The sequence below is a fragment of the Pseudomonas sp. SWRI68 genome, assembly GCF_014269165.1.
Lineage (GTDB): Bacteria > Pseudomonadota > Gammaproteobacteria > Pseudomonadales > Pseudomonadaceae > Aquipseudomonas > Aquipseudomonas capeferrum.
Window position 1 is genome coordinate 240,180 of sequence record NZ_JABWRU010000001.1, and the last position, 18,783, is coordinate 258,962.

Below are 18,783 nucleotides of genomic sequence, written 5' to 3' on the forward strand. Positions count from 1 at the left end.
TCCTACACAAAGGTGGGCTGTATCAGTTTTGGCAGTGATCAGTACACATCCCGCCGATAGCGCCCCTCTTCGATCAATTGCTCGACCAACGCTTCTCCGAGAATGCCCTTCAGCGCGGCATCAACACCGGCAGCCATCCCTTGCAGGCTGCCACAGACATACACACAGGCGCCGTCCGCGACCCAGCGCTTGACCGCTTCGGCCTGCTGCAGCAACACATCCTGCACATACACCTTCTCTGCCTGATCCCGCGAGAACGCGAGGTCCAGGCGCGCCAAGTCCCCGCTGCCCAGCCAGCCCTGCAGCTCATCACCGCACAGCAGGTCGTGGGCCCGGTTACGCTCACCGAACAACAGCCAGTTGCGCTGCTCGCCCGCGTTGATGCGTGCCTTGATCAGGCTGCGCAAACCCGCCAGCCCGGTACCGTTGCCGATCAGAATCATGGGTGCCGGCGACGCGGGCAGGTGGAAGCCACTGTTGCGGCGCAGGCGCAAGCCCAGCGCGCCATCCACCGGCAGGTACTCGGTCAGCCAACCGGAACCCAGGCCGAGGGTGCCATCGGGGTGACGTTCCTGGCGCACGATCAACTCCAGCACACCGTCACTGGCGATCGAGGCAATGGAGTATTCACGCGTGCCGATCGGTACCAGCGCATCGACCAGCGCCTGGGCGTGCAGCCCCACCAGGTGATCGCGCCGGCTCGGCAACTGGCGGCTGGCCAGCGCCTGACCCAAGGTTTCGCTCAGGCCGTCGAGCTGCACGGACGTGTCGGCATTCAGCCCCAGGCCATGGAGGAAGGCATCGACCCGCGGCTGACCATTGCGCGGCAAGATTTCCACCAGGTCACCCGCCTGCCAGCTGGCGGGCGCTTCGGCACGCAGGCCGATCAGGTAAACCGGCTGGCCTTGGCTGCCCGGGTTCATTAGCGCGCGTTGCACCAGGGTCCAGTTGCCGAAGCTTGCTGGCTGCCAGGCCGTTACCGGCTGAGCGCCGGTCAGTTGCGCCAGTGCCTGCTGCCATTGCTGCAGGGCCGCCGGGTCGGCGCTGTCTACCTCCACCGGGCTGAACGCAGTGCTGGCGCCGCGCTCAGCCAACCAGGCCTGCAGGCGCCGGGCGAAACCGCAGAAGTGCGGATACTGACGGTCGCCCAAGGCGAGCACTGCGTAGTTGAGGTTGTTCAGCGCCCACGGCTGGCCAAGCACCTTGCGCTCGAACGCGCGGGCGCTGTCAGGGGCTTCGCCATCGCCAAACGTACTGACCACGAACAGTGCACGGCGGGCTTGGCGCAAGTCATCCTCGCCCAGTTCGGCCAAGGCGCGGACCTGCACCGGGAGGCCTGCAGCCTGCAACTGCCCGGCACTCTGCCAGGCCAGCTGTTCGGCAAAGCCGCTTTGGCTGGCGAAGCTGACCAGCCAGCTGTCGCTGCCGGCGTTGACGCTGTCGACGTTGCTGCGGGCGGCGCGCACCTGGCGCTTCTTGCGGCGGCGGTCGAGGTACAGCAGCCAACCCGTCACGAAGAACAGCGGCATGGTCAGGCTGGCGAGGGTGACGATGATGCGCCCCGGCAGGCCGAAGTACTCGCCCACGTGCAGGGCGTAAACGCTCTGCAGCAACTGCGCCTTGAAGGATTTGTCGGCGTAGCGGTCGTGGTTTTTCACCTGGCCGGTGGCCGGGTCCAGCATCAGGGTGTCGAAGGCGCGCGGGTGCGCAGCGTTGTCCAGCAGGAAGAACAGGTTGGCCGGTTGCCCACCTGCCGGTGGCAGGCGCAGGTTGTAGGCGGCCAGGCCGGGGCCTGCGGCAGCCTTGAGGCTGGCCCAGATGGCGTCATAGTCGACCACCAGCGGCGGTGCGTTTTTATCGACCTTCTGTGGCCCGTGGCGGCCACGGCCTTCGCCGCGCTTTTGCTGCTGGCCTGCTGCCGGCGCGTCGGCCAGCAGGGTGTTCAGGCCTTGGCGATACCATTCGTAGGACCAGAACAGGCCGGTGAGGGCGAACAACAGATAGAACAGCAGGCACCAGGTACCTGCCACGGCGTGCAGGTCCCAGTTGAAGGCGCGGCCTTTCTTGGCCCAGTCGAAGGTCAGCCAGACCCGCCAGTTGAGCGCCTTGCGCGGCCAGCGCAGGTACAGGCCGGAGAGGCAGAAGAAGATCAGTATCAGGGTGCAGGCGCCGGTGATCTGCCGACCACTGTCGCCCATGGCCAGGAAACGGTGCAGGTTGAGCATCAGGTTGAAGAAATCCTGCCCGGCCACTTCGCCCTTGAGCTCGCCGGTGTACGGGTCGGCATAGCGCAGCTCGCCGCGGCGCTGGCCCGGCGGTGGGGTGAAGAAGATTCGCGCTGCGTTGCCCTGATGAAGGTCGACCCACAGCATCGACACCTTCTCGCCTTGCGCAGCCTCGACCCGCTGCACCAGTTCGGCGGGCGGCAGCACGCCCTCGGGGCGCACTTCGACCTTCAGCACATCGGCATTGAACGCACGCAGCAGTTCTTCCTGAAACGACCAGATCGCCCCGGTAATGCCCATCAAGGCCAGCACCAGGCCAGCGGTGATGCCAAAGAACCAGTGCAATTGGAACAGCGTCTTCTTCACCACATCGATCACCTTGTTGTGCTGCCGCAACCTGCGCGGCGTGCATTATGCCTTGGTACGCAAAAGCCCCGCTCACTGGAATGAACGGGGCTCCGGGTTGCTGCTTTAGAAGTGGACGCTGGTGGTCAGCAACGCGGTCCGGCCCGCCGCCTGGTTGGCGAAGTGGGTGGAGAATGCCTTGTCGTAGTACACCTCGTTGGTCAGGTTCTGCACGTTCAGCTGCAGGTCGACGTTCTTGGTCAGCTTGTAGGCCGCCATGGCGTCGTAACGTACATAGCTGTCGACCATGGTGGTGTTGGCCACGCTGCCGTAGACGTCATCCACATAGAACGCGCCGCCACCGACGGTGAGCTTCGGCGTGATCGCGTAAGTGGTCCACAGGCTGGCGCTGTTGTTCGGCGTGTTCGGCAGCTGGTTGCCGTCGTTGGCCTTGCCCAGCGGGCCACCGTCGATCTGGCGGGCCTGCATGTAGGTATAACCGGCGAAAACCTGCCACTTGTCGGTCAGCTTGCCGCTGGCCGACAGCTCGATGCCCTGCACGCGGGTTTCACCGACGTTTTCGTAGCTGGTGGTATCTACCTGCACGCGAGCGTTTTCCTTCTCGGTGCGGAACAGCGCGGCGGCCAGGGACAGGCGCTGGTCGAGCAGGTCCCACTTGGTGCCGATCTCGTAGTTGGTAGTTTCTTCCGGCTCCATGTCGCTGCTCAGCAGGTTGCCGGCGCGGTCGCTGGTGTTGCCCAGCGGGTTGCCTTCGGTGCCTTCACCCAGCATTGCGCCGGGTGGCGTTGCGGAGGTTGCGTAGGAAACATAGATGCTGCCGTTTTCGGCCGGTTTCCAGACCAGGCCCAGCTGGCCGGTGATGAACTCGCTGGTGTCACGGCCCTTGGAAGCAACGCCCTTGCTGTTCACCACGGTAGCGCCGGCGGCATCGTAAGTGCGGTACTGGGTGTCGAAGAGGTCGTAGCGCAGGCCCATGTTCAGCAGCCAGTCAGGCGTCAGCTCCAGGGTGTCGAACACGTAGAGGGCGCGGGTGTTGCTCTTGGTGTCGGTGCCCGCGTAGTTGCGCGCAATGTTGCCGTTCCAAGGGTCGTCCGGGTTCGGGTTGCTCAGCGAGGTGCAGTTGTAGCCGCTGCTGGCGCCGATCATGCCTGGGGTGCAGTTGCTGTTGGCGCTGCCCCCCGGCACGGTATCGGTGTCGACGGTGTAGGACGAACGCTTGCTCTCTTCGCGGCTCAGCTCGATACCGGTGGAGAAGCTGTTCTTCATGCCGCCCAGGTAGAACTCGCCAAACAGGTCAGTCTGGTTGGTGGTGGTGGCGGTGTTGCCGACGCGGCTGTTGGCACGGCGCCAGACGCTGCCGTTGTTGACGTTGCCCTTGCTGTCGTCCGGCTGGGTCAGGATGTAGTCCTGCATGCTGTTGCCATGGCGCAGGGTGTTCTTGACGGTCAGCGAGTCGGTCAGGTCGTGTTCGATCGCGAAGGTGGCGATGTCGACCCGGCTCTTGCGGAAGTCACGGCCGGTCAGGCCGTAGAAGTTGTCGCTGTCGCCACCGTCGTTCGGCTTGCTCGGGTGCGCCGAGGTGCGCCCGCCGCTGCCCGAGGTCGGGATGGTGTAGGGGATGCCCGAGTCCGGCAGGTCGTCGCTTTCCAGGTGGTAGTAGTCGAGGTTGACGCGGGTCGGCGTGCCCAGGCCGAAGGCCAGGGATGGGGCGATGCCCCAGCGGTCGTAGTTGACCTTGTCACGGCCGGCGACGTTGCTCTCGTGGGTCATCAGGTTGAGACGACCGGCGACGGTGTCGCTGAACTGGTAGTTGCCATCGAAGGTGTAGCGTTGGGTCTGGTCACTGCCCCAGGTCCAGGCGCCGTCCAGCGAGTTGCCCAGGTGCGCACGCTTGCTCACCAGGTTGATGGTGCCGCCTGCGGCGCCTCGGCCACCGATGGCCGAGTTCGGGCCCTTGGCCACTTCCACCGACTCGATGGCGAAGATCTCACGGGTTTGCGCGCCGGTATCACGCACGCCGTCCAGGTAGGTATCGCCCTGGGCGTCGAAGCCGCGGATGAACGGGCGGTCGCCCTGGGGGTTGCCGCCTTCACCGGCACCAAAGGTGATGCCAGGTACCGTACGCAGGGCGTCCTGCAGGCTGAGGGCGTTAGTGTCCTTGATCACCTGCTGCGGAATCACCGTGACCGAGCGCGGTGTATCGACCAGCGGCGCGGTGTACTTCTGCGACGAGGCTTTCTCGACCTTGTAGTCGGTGCTGGCCTGTTCGGCCTTGCCGTTGACGCTGGTGGCATCAAGGGTAACGGCACGGTTGGCGGCAGGCTCGGCAGCATAGGCGGTCGAAGCAGTGATGGCGACGCCGATGGCGGTCACGATCAGGCGTGGTGAACTCACAGCAGATGGCACGTAGTGACGCATTGGTAAGGACCTTCCCCAAGGTGATAAGGCGGCGGATCTTAATGTAAGCAATTGTGACTAACAATTGAGAGTCGTTACCATTTGTGAAGAATTTACAATCTTTACAGTTTGCCGTTACGGTTTTCGTCGGCTGAAACGTCTTAAGCGGCGAATGGGGCTTGTGGTGTGTAAAAGGTAATCAATATCATTGACGCCTTTACATTTGCCCAGGTGCCGCCGCCATGCTGCTTCACATTCCCGGCCTGTTCGATGCCGACGAACTCGCGCGTATCCGTGAGGCCCTGGAGCAGGCCGACTGGGCCGATGGCAAGGTCACGGCGGGTTATCAGTCGGCCAAGGCCAAGCACAACCTGCAGTTGCCTGAAGGCCACCCGCTGGCCAAGGAGCTCGGCAGCGCATTGATCGACCGCCTGTGGAACACGCCCCGGTTCATGTCGGCAGCGCTGCCGCACAAGGTCTTTCCACCGCTGATCAATTGCTACCGCGAAGGCGGCAACTTCGGCTTTCACATCGACAATGCCCTGCGCCAGCCCAAGGGCAGCGCGGAGCGGGTGCGTACCGACCTGTCGTCAACGCTGTTCCTCAGCGACCCGGACAGTTACGACGGCGGCGAACTGGTGATCCAGGACACTTATGGCATGCAGCAGGTGAAGCTGGCGGCCGGCGACCTGGTGCTGTACCCCGGCACCAGCTTGCACAAGGTCAACCCGGTGACACGCGGCCAGCGCTATGCTGCGTTTTTCTGGACGCAAAGCCTGGTGCGCGAAGACAGCCAGCGGGCGCTGTTGTTCGAGATGGACAATGCCATCCAGCAACTCACCGCCGATGTGCCCGAACACCCTTCGCTGCTGCAGTTGACGGGTACCTACCACAACCTGCTGCGCCGCTGGGCCGAGGTCTGAGACGTGTCATACCAATTGCGTCGTGAAGAAGTGATGGATGTTGCAGGCCTCAAGGCCATGCTCGAAGACAGCCCCGGCAAGGCTGCCCAGGCGATCCTGGCGGCAGCGGGGCAGGGGGCGGTCGAGGCGCAGTTGCTGCTGGGGCAGATTCTGCTCGACGGGCGTGGCATCGAAGCCGATGCCGGTGTGGCCCGGCGCTGGTTCGGCATCGCCGCCCAGGCCGGCAGTGCCATGGCGCACAACATGCTTGGGCGTTGCCTGGAACATGGCTGGGGGGGGGAGGTGAGCCTTTCGCAGGCGGCCATCCACTATGCGCGTGCGGCTGACGCGGGGCTGGGCTGGGGCCTTTACAACCTAGGTAACCTGCTGGCCACCGGGCGTGGGGTACCGGCAAACCAGGCCCAGGCGTTGCTCTGTTACGAGAAAGCGGCGCACATGGGGCATGCCAAGTCGATGAACTTGTATGGGCGTTACCTGGAACAGGGCATCGCCACGGCACCCAGCCCGGCGCGGGCGGTGCGCTGGTATCGACGTTCGGCAGAGGCGGGGGACTTTCGCGGCATGTTCAGCCTGGCGCTGGTGCTGGTCGAGCGTGGGCAGGTGGCTGAGGCTGGGCCTTGGCTGGAGCGTGCGCGGGTTGAGGGGAATGTGAATTTTCTGCGCAGTGCGGTGGCCACGCTGCAGGGCGCTGGACCGTTGCTGGTGGGGTATGCTGCCGGGTACGCCGAGGAACTCGAACAGCGTCGGGAATGAGGCCGGCATTGACACACATGAAAACGGGGCCTTTCGGCCCCGTTCTTCATTACAGGTAGTAAGCCTTCAGCGGCGGGAAGCCGTTGAATTCCACCGCGCTGTAGCTGGTGGTGTAGGCACCGGTCGACAGCCAGTACAGGCGGTCGCCGATCGCCAGGTTCAGCGGCAGGCCGTACTTGTAGTGCTCGTACATGATGTCGGCGCTGTCGCAGGTCGGGCCGGCGATGACCACTTCTTCCATCTCGCCTTTCTTCTCGGTCCAGATCGGGAACTTGATGGACTCGTCCATGGTTTCGATCAGGCCGGAGAACTTGCCCACGTCGGTGTACACCCAACGCTCGACCGCGGTACGCGACTTGCGCGCTACCAGCACCACTTCGCTGACCAGGATGCCGGCGTTGGCGATCAGCGAACGGCCTGGCTCGAGGATGATTTCCGGCAGGTCGTCACCAAAGTCTTCCTTCAGGAAGCGGATGATCTCTTCAGCGTAGGTTTCCAGGCTGTTGGTACGGGTGATGTAGTTGGCCGGGAAGCCGCCACCCATGTTGATCAGTTTCAGCTCGATGCCGTCTTCTTCCTTCAGGCGCTCGAAGATCACTTTGACCTTGGCGATGGCCGCGTCCCACACGCTGATGTCGCGTTGCTGCGAACCGACGTGGAAGGAAATGCCGTACGGCACCAGGCCCAGGTCGCGAGCGAGGATCAGCAGGTCCATGGCCATGTCGGTCTGGCAGCCGAATTTACGCGACAGCGGCCAGTCGGCAGTGGTGGAGCCTTCGGTGAGGATACGCACGTAGACCTTGGAACCCGGCGCGGCCTTGGCGATGTTGCGCAGGTCGGCTTCCGAGTCGGTGGCGTACAGGCGCACGCCCTTCTCGTAGAAGTAGCGGATATCCTTGGATTTCTTGATGGTGTTGCCGTAGCTGATGCGGTCGGCGCTGACGCCACGGTCCATCACTTTGTCCAGCTCGTAGATCGAGGCGATGTCGAAGCTCGAGCCTTTGTCTTTGAGCAGGTCGATGATCTCGACCGCCGGGTTGGCCTTGACTGCGTAGTAGACCTTGGCGAATTCGAAACCGGCGCGCAGGTCGTCGTAGGCCTTGCTGATCATCTGGGTATCGATGAGTACGAACGGGGTTTCTTGCTTGTCGGCGAACGCCTTCATTTTCTGGAAGGTGTCACGCGCGAAATAGTCTTCGACCTGGATCGACATGCTCAGGGACTCCATGGGCAAACTGAAAAGATAAGTGGCTGCAAACTGAACGTCCTCCGTATCCCCACTTTGGTTCGCCTACTCAGTACTTGAGCCGGATGGATCGTTTCCAGCATGGACGTTCGGCGCGCACTTTAGGGCGTGAAGAATGCAAGATCAACAGGCAATCCGGGCATGTTCGTCGCGGATCGACGACCTGCCATTTGAATAACCGACTCATGTGACCGGCAGATGTTCCTTGGGATGTTTGAAGCGTTAAATATTGTGGAATGGACCGTATCGGCCCTTTGGCGGGTGAACCCGCTCCCATAGGGATTGCGCTAATCCTGTCGGCGCGGGGTCACCCGCGAATGGCCCTGAGGTGTTCATATTTATGGCCACATTTTCCTGGCACTGCAGTGCCTGAAATCCGTATAAATTTTTTGTTACCGACTGACGGATTTGCCGTTCTTGATGAGAAGCATTACTATTCGCACCCTTATCTGCCTCCCTGACGAACCCCGACCGTGTCCGGACCCAAAGGCTTCCTCGACCACTACCATGAGCTGATCGGCACCTGGACGCGCAAGCTGCGCAGTCGTCAGCAGGCCGAGGACCTCGCTCACGATGCCTTCGTACGGGTACTGGAAAACCCCCGCGAACAGGTCGAGCAGCCCCGCGCCTACCTGCACCAGACCGCCCGCAACATTGCCGTGGACGGTTTTCGCCGTGAAGACCGGCGCCAGGTACTGGCGCTGGAAGCCTTTGAGGAAAGCGCCAGCCACAGCGGTGACCCTGAAGCCTACGTACACGCGCTGGAGCTTGCCGACAGTGTCGAGCGGGCGCTGGCCGAGTTGCCGCTCAACTGCCGGCGGGTGTTCATCTGGCAGAAGCTCGAAGGCCTGACCCAGGCCGAGATTGCCGAGCGCATGGGCTTGAGCAAGAACATGGTCGAAAAGTATATGATCCGCACCCTCCGACACCTGCGTGAGCACCTGGATGTGTCGGCATGATGAGTCAGGAGACCTTTTCGATGAAACGGCACGGTACCGATAGCGTCCGCGAGCAGGCGGCCGAATGGTTCGCCCGCGTGCAGGATGCGCCGCGGGATGCCGAGCTGCTGGCCCGCTTGCAAGGGTGGCTGGAGGCGGACCCACGCCATCGCGAGGAATACCAGCAGCTGGCCAGCCTCTGGCGCGCCGCCGACTTCATACCGCGCCAGCGCCTCAATGCCCTGTGCGCGCCAGCGCCCGTGCGCCAGTTGCCACGGCGGCGTTTGCTGCGCCAGGCTTTGGCGGCCGGTGTGGCAGTGGTTGCCCTGGGGCTCGGCTGGAGTGGCTGGCAGTACCAGCGCCTCAATCATCAGGATCTGTTACAGACTGCCTTCGGTGAGCGCCGCCAGGTCGAACTGCCGGACGGCTCGCAGTTGACGCTCAACGGCGGTACGCAGTTGCAGGTCGATTTCAGCGCGGGGCGGCGGCACATTCAACTGAACGCCGGTGAGGCGATGTTCATCGTCGCCCACGACAGCAGCCGACCGTTCGTGGTCGACACGGCCCAAGGCAGCGTGACCGTCACCGGCACCCGCTTTGATGTACGGCTGGACCCGGCCGCCACCCGCGTAGCGGTCGAGCAAGGCTCGGTACGGGTGCAGGGCAAGGATGCTTCGCTGGCGCAACTGACGGCCGGCCTGGGCGCGCATATAGATGCACAAGGCAAGGTGGCGGCGCCCTACGCGGTCAATGCCGCAGCCCTGACTGCCTGGCGCCAGGGCAAGCTGGTGTTCGACAACGCCACCCTGGCCGAGGTGGTGGCCGAAGTTTCCCGCTACCGCACACAGCCGCTGCGGGTTGCCCCCGGCAAAGTGGCACAGATGCGCCTCTCAAGCACCTTCAGCACCGACGACACCGATGCACTGCTGCGCGCCTTGCCGAGCATCTTGCCGGTGGTCATCAAAGCCCATGAAGACGGCTCTCGCGAAATAATCGCGAAATAGATTCAGGTTTATTTCAGCTCGTTCGTCTTCCTCGCCAGCTGCAACTGCCAAGCATTTACATTTGCATGCGGTTGGCGTTTATCCCGCACTTCAGGATGTCTGACGACGTGAACAACAACAAATCCTTGCCACGCTTTCGCGCCCTGGCGCTGGCCCTCGCGGTCAGTGCCGTGGCCGTCAACAGCCACGCCGAACAGGCTGGCGGCGCAATCCAGATCCAGGCACAACCGCTGGCCTCGGCCCTGAGCCAATTGGGCCAGCAGACCAACCTGCAACTGTTCTACAGCCCTGAGCTTGTGGCCGGCAAACAGGCCCCGGCGGTGTCCGGCAACCTGGCGCCGGTGCAGGCGCTGCAACAGTTGCTGCAAGGCAGCGGGCTGACCTTCGAGATGGCCCAGGACACAGTGGTGGTAAAGCCGCTGCCGACCACCCTCGACCTGGGCAGCGGTAGCCTGGAGCTGGCGCCCACCGACATCAAGGTGGTCGGTGACTGGCTGGGCGATGCCGACCAGGCCGTGGTGCAGAACCACCCCGGCGCGCGCACCGTGGTGCGTCGCGAGGCCATGCTCGAGCAGGGTGCAATGAACGTTCGCGACGTGCTGCGCGGCATCCCTGGCGTGCAGGTGCAGGATTCCAACGGCACCGGTGGCAGCGACCTGTCGCTGAACGTTGGCGTGCGCGGCCTGACCTCGCGGCTGTCGCCCCGCTCGACCGTGTTGATCGATGGCATCCCGGCGGCGTTCGCCCCTTATGGCCAGCCGCAGCTGTCGATGGCGCCGATCTCTTCGGGCAACCTGGACAGCATCGACGTGGTACGCGGCGCAGGTTCTGTGCGCTACGGCCCGCAGAACGTCGGTGGGGTGATCAACTTCGTCACCCGGGCGATCCCAGAGAAGGCCTCGGCTGAGCTTTCCACCACCTTGGAAACCTCGCAGCATGGCGGCTGGAAGCACACCGAGTCGGCCTTCGTCGGCGGCACCGCCGACAACGGCATGGGCGTAGCACTGCTGTACACCGGGGTGAACGGCAACGGTTACCGCGAGAGCAACAACGGCAACGACATCGACGATGTGATCCTCAAGACCCACTGGGCCCCGACCGACGTCGATGAGTTCTGGCTCAACTTCCATTACTACGATGGCCGTGCCGACATGCCCGGCGGCCTGACCCAGGCTCAGTACGACAGCAACCCGTACCAGTCACTGCGCGACTACGACTACTTCGCCGGCCGGCGCAAGGATGTATCGTTCAAGTGGCAGCGCCAGCTCGACGACGCTACCCAGTTCGAAGTGCTGACCTACTACACCGACAGCTTCCGTGGCAGCGCCATTGCCTCGCGTGACTTGAAGACCCTGTCGTCGTACCCGCGCAACTACCACACCTTCGCAATCGAACCGCGCCTGTCGCGGATCTTCTTCGCCGGCCCCACTACCCAGGAAGTCAGTGTGGGTTACCGCTACCTGAAAGAGGCCATGCGCGAGCAGTCGACCCGCCTGGCGCTGATCGACAACGTGCCGACGCCCACTCCGACCTCTGACGGCCATGTGTTCCAGGACCGTAGCGGCGGCACCGAGGCCAGCGCCTACTACATCGACGACAAGATCGACGTCGGCAACTGGACCATCACCCCCGGTATCCGCTTCGAGCACATCAACACCGACTGGCGCGACCGCCCGGTGCTGGGCGCCAACAACCGCCCGGTGGCAGAGAAGAAGCGCAGCATCACCAGCAACGAACCGCTGCCGGCACTGAGCGTGATGTACCACCTCTCCGATGCCTGGAAGGTGTTCGCCAACTACGAGACCTCGTTCGGCAGCCTGCAGTACTTCCAGCTGGGCCAGGGCGGTACCGGCAACAGCACGGCCAACGGCCTGGAGCCGGAAAAGGCCAAGACTTATGAGGTGGGTACGCGCTATGACAACGGCGGCTTCGCCGGTGAGCTGACAGCGTTCTACATCGACTTCGATGACGAGCTGCAGTACATCAGCAACGATGTCGGCTGGACCAACCTGGGCGCCACCAAGCACCAGGGTATCGAAGCGTCGGTGCGTTATGACCTGGCCGGGCTGGACCCGCGGCTTGAAGGCCTGTCGGTGAATGGCGGCTACACCTATACCCGTGCCACTTACGAAGGGGAGATCCCAGGCTTCAAGGGGCGTGACCTGCCGTTCTACTCACGCCAGGTGGCCACTGCCGGCGTGCGCTATGCGATCAACCGCTGGACCTGGAACCTGGACGCCTATGCCCAATCCAAGCAGCGTGCGCCGGGCACCGGGATCAATAGTGATGGCAGCTTCAATGGTGACTACATCACCGAGCCGAGTGCCGATGGGCAGTATGGGGATATTCCGGGTTACGTGACCTGGCATGCCCGTGGGGGGTATGACTTCGGGCCGCAGACGGCCAACATGAAGGTGGCGGCGGGGGTGAAGAACCTGTTCGACAAGCAGTACTTCACCCGCTCCAGCGACAACAATGCTGGCCTCTATGTGGGTGAGCCGCGGACCTTTTATGTGCAGGCCAGTGTAGGGTTCTGATACAGCGTCGTCCCATTCGCGGGGCAAGCCCGCTCCCCACAGATGTGTAGGAGCGGCCTTGCCGGGGCGCCGGACCGGTCGGAAAGGGGCGCAAAGCGCCCCCAAAAAATCAGGAAACCACCGCCTCAGCCGGTGACACGATGCTGGTCTTCGCCCCACGCGATCGCCCCGAGCTCAAGTAAGCCGCAATCGACTCCTGCGTCACCTCGCCCAAGAACACCTGCTCGGCATCCAGCACCGGCAACCACGCCCGGTTGAACTCGTACATCCGCGACAGCAGGATGCGCAGGTTCTCATCGTGCGATGCGGTGGCATTGAACTGGCGCAGGAAGTCGCCGCAGGCCCCTTGCTGGCGGTGCATGTCGCGCCGGCGCACATAGCCCAGCGCCTTGTTCTGCGCATCGGTCACCACTACATAGCGGCGGTCGTGCTCGTCCAGCAGCTCCAGCGCATCGCTCACTGGCGTGTCCGGGCTGACTGACGGGGCGTTGTCCGCCGCATCTTCGGCACGCACCAGCAACAGGCGTTTCAAGGTGCTGTCCTGGCCGACGAAGTTGCTGACGAAGTCATCCACCGGGTGCGCCAGCAGGGTGTCCGGGTGGTCCAGCTGCAACAGCTTGCCGGCACGGAAGATGGCGATCTTGTCGCCCAGCTTGAGCGCTTCGTCGATGTCGTGGCTGACCATGATCACGGTCTTGTTCAACGCCCGCTGCATCTCGAAGAACTCGTTCTGAATCATCTCGCGGTTGATCGGGTCGACTGCGCCGAACGGCTCATCCATCAACAGCACCGGCGCGTCGGCAGCCAGCGCGCGGATCACGCCGATACGCTGCTGCTGGCCACCGGAAAGCTCACGCGGGTAGCGCTGCAGGTACTGCTTTGGCTCGAGCTTGATCATGTGCATCAGCTCGCGGGCGCGGTCGTGGCACTTCTGCTTGTCCCAGCCGAGCAGGCGCGGGACCACGGTGATGTTCTCCTCGATGGTCATGTTGGGGAACAGGCCGATCTGCTGGATCACGTAGCCAATGTGGCGGCGCAGGGTGACTTCGTCCAGCCCGCTGGTGTCTTCGCCATTGATGAACACCTGGCCGGAGGTGGGCGTGATCAGGCGGTTGATCATCTTCAGCGTGGTGCTCTTGCCGCAGCCCGAGGGGCCGAGGAATACGCAGATTTCGCCTTCGTTGACGGTCAGGCTGACCGCGTCGACGGCTTTGACGTCCTTGCCGTTGACGTTGAAGGTTTTGCTGAGGTTCTTGAGTTCGATCATGAGCGCAGTCCTTCTGGAGTCAGGGCACGTTGCAGGGTTTGCAGGAGCAGGTCGGCGATGATCGCCAGCAGGCTGACCAGCACGGCGCCGACCAGCAACATCGACATGTCGCTGCGGCTGATGGAGGTCAGGATGAGCACGCCCAGGCCACCGGCACCGATGGTCGCGGCGATGGTCATCACGCCGATGTTCATCACCACGGCGGTGCGCACGCCGGCGAGGATCACCGGCACCGCAATCGGCAGCTCGACCATGCGCAGGCGTTGGCCGAAGGTCATGCCGATACCGCGCGCGGCTTCACGGATACCGGGCTCGACGTTGGTCAGGGCGAGGTAGGTGTTGCGCAGGATCGGCAGCAGTGAATAGAGGAATACCGCAGTGATCGCCGGCAGCGGGCCGAGGCCTTGGCCGAACTTGGAATAGAACGGCAGCAGCAGGCCGAACAGGGCGATCGAGGGAATGGTCAGCAGCACCGTGGCGCTGGCCTGCAGCGGGCCTGCGACGGCCGGGAAGCGGGTCATCAGGATGCCCAGTGGCACGCCGACGAGGATGGCCAGGCTGACGGCGATGCCAACCAGCATGATGTGTTGCCAGGTCAGTTGCAGGACCTGGGCCCAGTCAAGGTGGGCGAAGGTGTCGAGCAGGCTCATGGCTGTACCTCCTTCAAAGGATGCTCACGCAGGAAGGCTGCGGCCACGGCGGTGGGGTTCTGGTGTTCGACGTCGACCTGGGCGTTGAGCTGGCGCATGGTTTCGTCGTCGAGCTGCTCGGCCAGCGGCTTGAGCAGGGTGGCCAGGTTGGGGTTGGCGTCGAGCACGGCTTTGCGCACCACCGGGGCGGCGGTGTAGTCGGGGAAGTAGTGCTTGTCGTCGTCCAGCAGTTTGAGGTCGAAGGCGTTCAGGCGCCCGTCGGTGGTGTACACCAGGCCGGCGAACACCTGGTTGTTGCGCATCGCGGTGTACACCAGGCCGCCATCCATCTGGCGGATGTTGCGGCGGTCCAGCGGCAAGCCGTACAGCTCGCGCAGGCCTACCAGCCCATCAGGGCGGTTGGCGAACTCGGTGTCCAGGGCCACCAGGTGGGTGCGGTCGTGCTCATCACGCAGCACCTGGTTGAGGTCGCTGATCGAGTTGACCTGCGGGTAGGCTTCGGCCACTTGCTTGGGCAGGCCCAGGGCATAGGTGTTGCTGAAGTTCGAGGGGGTCAGCCAGATCAGGCCCTTCTTCGCGTCCAGTGCCTTGACCTTGGCGTAGGTGGCCTCGGCGTTGGGCATGCGTTCGTCGATGTGGTTGTACGACACCAGCGATACACCGGTGTATTCCCACATCAGGTCGAGCTGGCCGGTCTCTTGTGCCTGGCGGGCGATGTTGCTGCCAAGGCCGGTGGTCACGCGCACATCGAAACCGTTTGCGCGCAGGTATTGGGCGGTGATTTCGGCAAGCACGGTCTGTTCGGTGAACACCCGCGCACCGATACGGATCAGCGGTTTGTCCGCTGCCTGGGCAAAACCTGCGAACAGCAGGGCCGCGCCCAGCAGCAAGGCGATTCTCTTCTTCATACGTTCCCTCTTCTTATTGGGCCAGGCCACGTTCCAGCCAGCGCCTGCTGGAGAAGCTCACCAGGGCGTCGAGCAGCAATGCCAGCAGCGCCGTACAAGCGGCGCCCAGCAGCAGCTGCGGCTGGTTGTTCAGGGCGATGCCAGGGAAGATCAGGCTGCCCAGGCTGTTGGCGCCGATCAGGAACGCCAGGGGCGCGGTGCCCACGTTCAGGGCCAGGGCCACACGCACACCGCCGACGATGATCGGCACGGCATTGGGCAATTCCACCTGCCACAGTTGCTGGCGCGGGGTCATGCCGATGCCGGTGGCGGCTTCCTTGAGCGAGGCGGGGACGTTTTTCAGGCCCTCGTAGGTGTTGCGCACGATGGGCAGGAGGGAGGCGAGGAACAGCGCGAAGATCGCGGGCCCGGCGCCGATGCCCAGGATACTGAGCGCGATGGCCAGAACGGCCAGAGGGGGGATGGTGTTGCCAACGTTGAAGAACTGCATGAAGCGTTCGGCTTTGTCGACCCGGTGCGGTCGACTTAACGCAATGCCGGCGGGGATGCCCACGGCCAACGCCGCCGCCATCGAAGCCAGCACCAGTACCAGGTGCGCTTGCAGGTAGAACCCAAGATCGTCGCGGTAACGCGCGATCGTGTCGATGCCGATCCAGTGGATCAGCAGGGCCAGGATGACGAGCACGGTGGCGCATCCCAACAGCCCTTTTCCGTAGCGTGTAGCCACAGGCGGACTCCTTGTGTTGTCGGCGAGCACACTTCTTTTTTTGCCGGCCATCACTGGCGGCGGTGGGTGTGTTCGCGAGTAGCAGCGTGATGCGTGCGCAAGGCAGCGATCAGGCCATGAGCCGAACCCCGTCGGGCCCGAAAAAGCTGATGAAACCAGTCCCCAAGCGAAGCGGGTTGCAGGGGAGTGGACGTCTCCGAGGGCGTAAAGGTTCCCATCTGAGGCGGCATTTGGCCAGTGTTAATCACTGGGTCAGTGAACTTTCGTACGAAAAAACAGCGCAATTCCTACCTTAAGGCGTTGGTTTACCTGCTTTCGATCCATTTGTCCTGATGGACAAAATTCCTCTCTCGATTTCCTTGATATCTATTTGAAGGAATATTCTTTGGGGGGTATATTTTGTCTTGGTCGATACATTTCTGTACCGAATTCGTCGTGGAGTTCGAAGGGTTCGACAAGCAGGTCCAGAAAGAGCTCGTGGCCCATCTGAGGCTATTGGAGTTTCAAGGGCCAACCCTGGGTAGGCCGAGGGTGGACACACTGAAGGGGTCTCGTCACAACAACATGAAAGAGCTGAGATTTTCTGCGTGTGATGGAGTCTGGCGTGTTGCATTTGCTTTTGACCCAGCGCGTAAAGCCGTAGCTCTGGTAGCTGGAAATAAGACGGGACTCAGCGAAGCACTGTTTTACCGGAGACTGATCAAGCGGGCCGATGATCGTTTCGACAAGTATTTACGAGAAGGAGATAGCAATGTCCAAGACACTTGATGAGGTCATTGAGAGTTTGCCACTGGAACTGCAGGTGGCAGCCGAAGCGCGAGGGCGTGAGCTGATACGCGAAGAGATGACATTGCAGGCGTTGCGCAAGCAGCTTGAGCTGACCCAGGAAAGCATGGCCGAAAGGCTGGATATCAGGCAGGGCAACATCTCCAAGGTCGAAAATCGCTCCGATATGCTGATTTCTACACTGCGCAGCTATGTTGAAGCGATGGGGGGGACGCTTGAGCTGGTGGCGCGCATGCCGGGTCGCCCTCCTGTCACCTTGGATGGGTTCACCGATAGCGCCACTAGCAGCAAGTAACTCAGCATCCGCTCCACGGGGGGCGGGGATCAAATTTTGGTCCCCGGCCAAACTCAGGTATGATATTGCCCCTTTTCGAATCCCCCAGTCAGGCGATTTCCCATGACCAACCAGGCCGCCGAAGTCGCGAAGCGCCGCACTTTCGCAATTATTTCCCACCCCGACGCCGGTAAGACCACCATCACCGAGAAGCTCCTGCTGATGGGCAAGGCCATTGCCGTCGCCGGTACCGTGAAGTCGCGCAAGTCCGACCGCCACGCCACCTCCGACTGGATGGAAATGGAGAAGCAGCGCGGCATCTCCATCACCACCTCGGTGATGCAGTTCCCGTACCGCGAGCACATGATCAACCTGCTCGATACCCCCGGCCACGAAGACTTCTCGGAAGACACCTACCGCACCCTGACCGCAGTGGACTCGGCGCTGATGGTGCTCGACGGCGGTAAAGGTGTAGAGCCGCGGACCATCGCCCTGATGGACGTCTGCCGCCTGCGTGACACGCCCATCGTCAGCTTCATCAACAAACTCGACCGTGATATCCGCGACCCGATCGAACTGCTCGACGAAATCGAGGCGGTGCTGAAGATCAAGGCCGCGCCAATCACCTGGCCGATCGGTTGCTACCGCGACTTCAAGGGTGTGTACCACCTGGCCGGCGACTACATCATCGTCTACACCCCGGGCCACGGCCATGAGCGTACCGAGGTAAAAATCATCGAGAAGCTTGATTCCGATGAGGCGCGTGCGCACCTGGGTGACGAATATGATCGCTTCCTCGAACAGCTTGAGCTGGTGCAGGGCGCCTGCCATGAATTCGATCAGGACGAGTTCATCAACGGCCAACTGACCCCAGTGTTCTTCGGTACCGCACTGGGCAACTTCGGTGTCGACCATGTGCTCGACGCCGTTGTCGACTGGGCGCCGCGCCCGCTGGCCCGTGTGGCGCACGAGCGTACCGTGGAGCCGGTAGAAGAGAAGTTCACAGGCTTCGTGTTCAAGATCCAGGCGAACATGGACCCGAAACACCGTGACCGTATCGCCTTTATGCGCATCTGCTCGGGCAAGTACGAGAAGGGCATGAAGATGCGCCACGTGCGTACCGGCAAGGACCTGCGCATCGGTGACGCACTGACCTTCTTCTCGTCCGAGCGCGAGCAGCTGGAAGAAGCCTTTGCCGGCGATATCATCGGCCTGCACAACCACGGCACCATCCAGATCGGCGACACCTTCACCGAAGGCGAAGCACTGGGCTTCACCGGTATCCCGCACTTTGCTCCGGAGCTGTTCCGCCGTGTGCGCCTGAAGGACCCGCTCAAGTCCAAGCAGCTGCGCCAGGGCCTGCAGCAGCTGGCCGAAGAGGGGGCGACCCAGGTGTTCTTCCCCGAGCGCAGCAACGACATCATCCTCGGTGCGGTCGGTGTGCTGCAGTTCGACGTAGTGGCCAGCCGCTTGAAGGAAGAGTACAAAGTCGAGTGCGCCTACGAGCCGATCACCGTGTGGTCGGCGCGCTGGATCAGCTGTGATGACAAGAAGAAGCTTGAGGAATTCCAGACCAAGGCCATGGAGAACCTGGCCATCGACGGTGGCGGCCACCTGACCTACCTGGCGCCGACCCGGGTCAACCTGGCGTTGATGGAAGAGCGCTGGCCGGATGTGAAATTCCGCGCTACTCGCGAGCACCACTAAAAGCAGCTTCGAGCCTCAAGCTGGAAGCTACAAGTGGAAGCGAGCCTGTATTGGCCCGCCTTTCTTGTAGCTTGC

At 62.8% G+C, this 18,783-nt stretch carries 15 protein-coding genes; 8 read left to right on the plus strand and 7 right to left on the minus strand.

What is annotated here, in order from left to right; genetic code table 11:
* Positions 1-38: 38 nt before the first annotated feature.
* Both HU770_RS01045 and HU770_RS01050 read right to left on the minus strand, forming a co-directional pair.
* Positions 39-2,594: a PepSY domain-containing protein gene (locus HU770_RS01045; protein ID WP_186662912.1), complete on the minus strand. Its 2,556-nt coding sequence runs from the start codon at positions 2,592-2,594 to the stop codon at positions 39-41.
* Positions 2,595-2,696: 102 nt separating this feature from the next.
* Positions 2,697-5,009 carry a TonB-dependent siderophore receptor gene (locus tag HU770_RS01050; RefSeq protein ID WP_186662913.1) on the minus strand — a complete coding sequence of 771 codons (2,313 nt, stop codon included), beginning with the start codon at positions 5,007-5,009 and terminating at the stop codon, positions 2,697-2,699.
* Between the two features lie 221 nt (positions 5,010-5,230).
* Here HU770_RS01050 and HU770_RS01055 point away from each other — a divergent pair, with 221 nt between their 5' ends.
* Both HU770_RS01055 and HU770_RS01060 read left to right on the plus strand, forming a co-directional pair.
* Positions 5,231-5,911 carry a Fe2+-dependent dioxygenase gene (locus tag HU770_RS01055; RefSeq protein WP_186662914.1) on the plus strand — a complete coding sequence of 227 codons (681 nt, stop codon included), beginning with the start codon at positions 5,231-5,233 and terminating at the stop codon, positions 5,909-5,911.
* Positions 5,912-5,914: 3 nt separating this feature from the next.
* Entirely contained in the window at positions 5,915-6,664 is a 750-nt protein-coding gene (locus HU770_RS01060; RefSeq protein WP_186656997.1) for a tetratricopeptide repeat protein, read from the plus strand.
* 49 nt (positions 6,665-6,713) lie between these two features.
* Here the strand turns inward: HU770_RS01060 and HU770_RS01065 are convergent, their stop codons facing one another.
* Positions 6,714-7,877 carry a type III PLP-dependent enzyme gene (locus HU770_RS01065; RefSeq protein ID WP_047581355.1) on the minus strand — a complete coding sequence of 388 codons (1,164 nt, stop codon included), beginning with the start codon at positions 7,875-7,877 and terminating at the stop codon, positions 6,714-6,716.
* Between the two features lie 506 nt (positions 7,878-8,383).
* On the opposite strand from HU770_RS01065, the gene HU770_RS01070 reads away from it, so the two are divergent.
* The 3 genes from HU770_RS01070 to HU770_RS01080 all read left to right on the plus strand — a co-directional run bounded on the left by HU770_RS01070 (position 8,384) and on the right by HU770_RS01080 (position 12,389).
* The gene (locus HU770_RS01070) at positions 8,384-8,869 is read left to right on the plus strand and encodes a sigma-70 family RNA polymerase sigma factor (RefSeq protein WP_186657000.1); all 486 of its coding nucleotides are present in this window, start codon (positions 8,384-8,386) and stop codon (positions 8,867-8,869) included.
* Positions 8,870-8,889: 20 nt separating this feature from the next.
* Entirely contained in the window at positions 8,890-9,852 is a 963-nt protein-coding gene (locus HU770_RS01075; protein ID WP_186662915.1) for a FecR family protein, read from the plus strand.
* A gap of 107 nt (positions 9,853-9,959) precedes the next feature.
* Positions 9,960-12,389, plus strand: coding sequence for a TonB-dependent receptor (locus HU770_RS01080; RefSeq protein ID WP_186662916.1), 2,430 nt, complete (start codon positions 9,960-9,962; stop codon positions 12,387-12,389).
* Between the two features lie 109 nt (positions 12,390-12,498).
* Here HU770_RS01080 and HU770_RS01085 read toward each other — a convergent pair whose 3' ends face one another.
* Genes HU770_RS01085 through HU770_RS01100 form a run of 4 tightly spaced genes read right to left on the minus strand, consistent with a single transcriptional unit; the run spans position 12,499 to position 15,941 of the window.
* The gene (locus HU770_RS01085) at positions 12,499-13,656 is read right to left on the minus strand and encodes an ABC transporter ATP-binding protein (RefSeq protein ID WP_033701154.1); all 1,158 of its coding nucleotides are present in this window, start codon (positions 13,654-13,656) and stop codon (positions 12,499-12,501) included.
* Complete coding sequence (locus HU770_RS01090; protein WP_008090677.1) at positions 13,653-14,306, minus strand: ABC transporter permease; 654 nt, start codon at positions 14,304-14,306, stop codon at positions 13,653-13,655. The genes HU770_RS01085 and HU770_RS01090 overlap by 4 nt, the downstream gene beginning before the upstream one ends.
* On the minus strand, positions 14,303-15,214 hold the full coding sequence (locus HU770_RS01095) for a glycine betaine ABC transporter substrate-binding protein (RefSeq protein WP_095064044.1): 912 nt from the start codon (positions 15,212-15,214) through the stop codon (positions 14,303-14,305). The genes HU770_RS01090 and HU770_RS01095 overlap by 4 nt, the downstream gene beginning before the upstream one ends.
* A 13-nt stretch (positions 15,215-15,227) precedes the next feature.
* Positions 15,228-15,941, minus strand: a complete 714-nt coding sequence (locus tag HU770_RS01100) for an ABC transporter permease (protein WP_033701148.1) — start codon at positions 15,939-15,941, stop codon at positions 15,228-15,230.
* 435 nt (positions 15,942-16,376) lie between these two features.
* On the opposite strand from HU770_RS01100, the gene HU770_RS01105 reads away from it, so the two are divergent.
* The 3 genes from HU770_RS01105 (at position 16,377) to HU770_RS01115 (ending at position 18,708) form a co-directional block, all read left to right on the plus strand.
* The gene (locus HU770_RS01105) at positions 16,377-16,709 is read left to right on the plus strand and encodes a type II toxin-antitoxin system RelE/ParE family toxin (RefSeq protein WP_258714449.1); all 333 of its coding nucleotides are present in this window, start codon (positions 16,377-16,379) and stop codon (positions 16,707-16,709) included.
* The gene (locus HU770_RS01110) at positions 16,693-17,022 is read left to right on the plus strand and encodes an XRE family transcriptional regulator (protein ID WP_033701147.1); all 330 of its coding nucleotides are present in this window, start codon (positions 16,693-16,695) and stop codon (positions 17,020-17,022) included. Before HU770_RS01105 ends, HU770_RS01110 begins: the two co-directional genes overlap by 17 nt.
* Before the next feature lie 102 nt (positions 17,023-17,124).
* Positions 17,125-18,708, plus strand: coding sequence for a peptide chain release factor 3 (locus HU770_RS01115; RefSeq protein WP_033701146.1), 1,584 nt, complete (start codon positions 17,125-17,127; stop codon positions 18,706-18,708).
* Positions 18,709-18,783: the final 75 nt, after the last annotated feature.

What these genes read in the sequence shown, in the direction of transcription:
- HU770_RS01050 (WP_186662913.1), bottom strand. Translation starts at nt 5,009, where the DNA reads ATGCGTCACTACGTGCCATCTGCTGTGAGTTCACCACGCCTGATCGTG.
- HU770_RS01055 (WP_186662914.1), top strand. Translation starts at nt 5,231, where the DNA reads ATGCTGCTTCACATTCCCGGCCTGTTCGATGCCGACGAACTCGCGCGT.
- HU770_RS01065 (WP_047581355.1), bottom strand. Translation starts at nt 7,877, where the DNA reads ATGTCGATCCAGGTCGAAGACTATTTCGCGCGTGACACCTTCCAGAAA.
- HU770_RS01075 (WP_186662915.1), top strand. Translation starts at nt 8,890, where the DNA reads ATGAAACGGCACGGTACCGATAGCGTCCGCGAGCAGGCGGCCGAATGG.
- HU770_RS01085 (WP_033701154.1), bottom strand. Translation starts at nt 13,656, where the DNA reads ATGATCGAACTCAAGAACCTCAGCAAAACCTTCAACGTCAACGGCAAG.
- HU770_RS01090 (WP_008090677.1), bottom strand. Translation starts at nt 14,306, where the DNA reads ATGAGCCTGCTCGACACCTTCGCCCACCTTGACTGGGCCCAGGTCCTG.
- HU770_RS01095 (WP_095064044.1), bottom strand. Translation starts at nt 15,214, where the DNA reads ATGAAGAAGAGAATCGCCTTGCTGCTGGGCGCGGCCCTGCTGTTCGCA.
- HU770_RS01110 (WP_033701147.1), top strand. Translation starts at nt 16,693, where the DNA reads ATGTCCAAGACACTTGATGAGGTCATTGAGAGTTTGCCACTGGAACTG.
- HU770_RS01115 (WP_033701146.1), top strand. Translation starts at nt 17,125, where the DNA reads ATGACCAACCAGGCCGCCGAAGTCGCGAAGCGCCGCACTTTCGCAATT.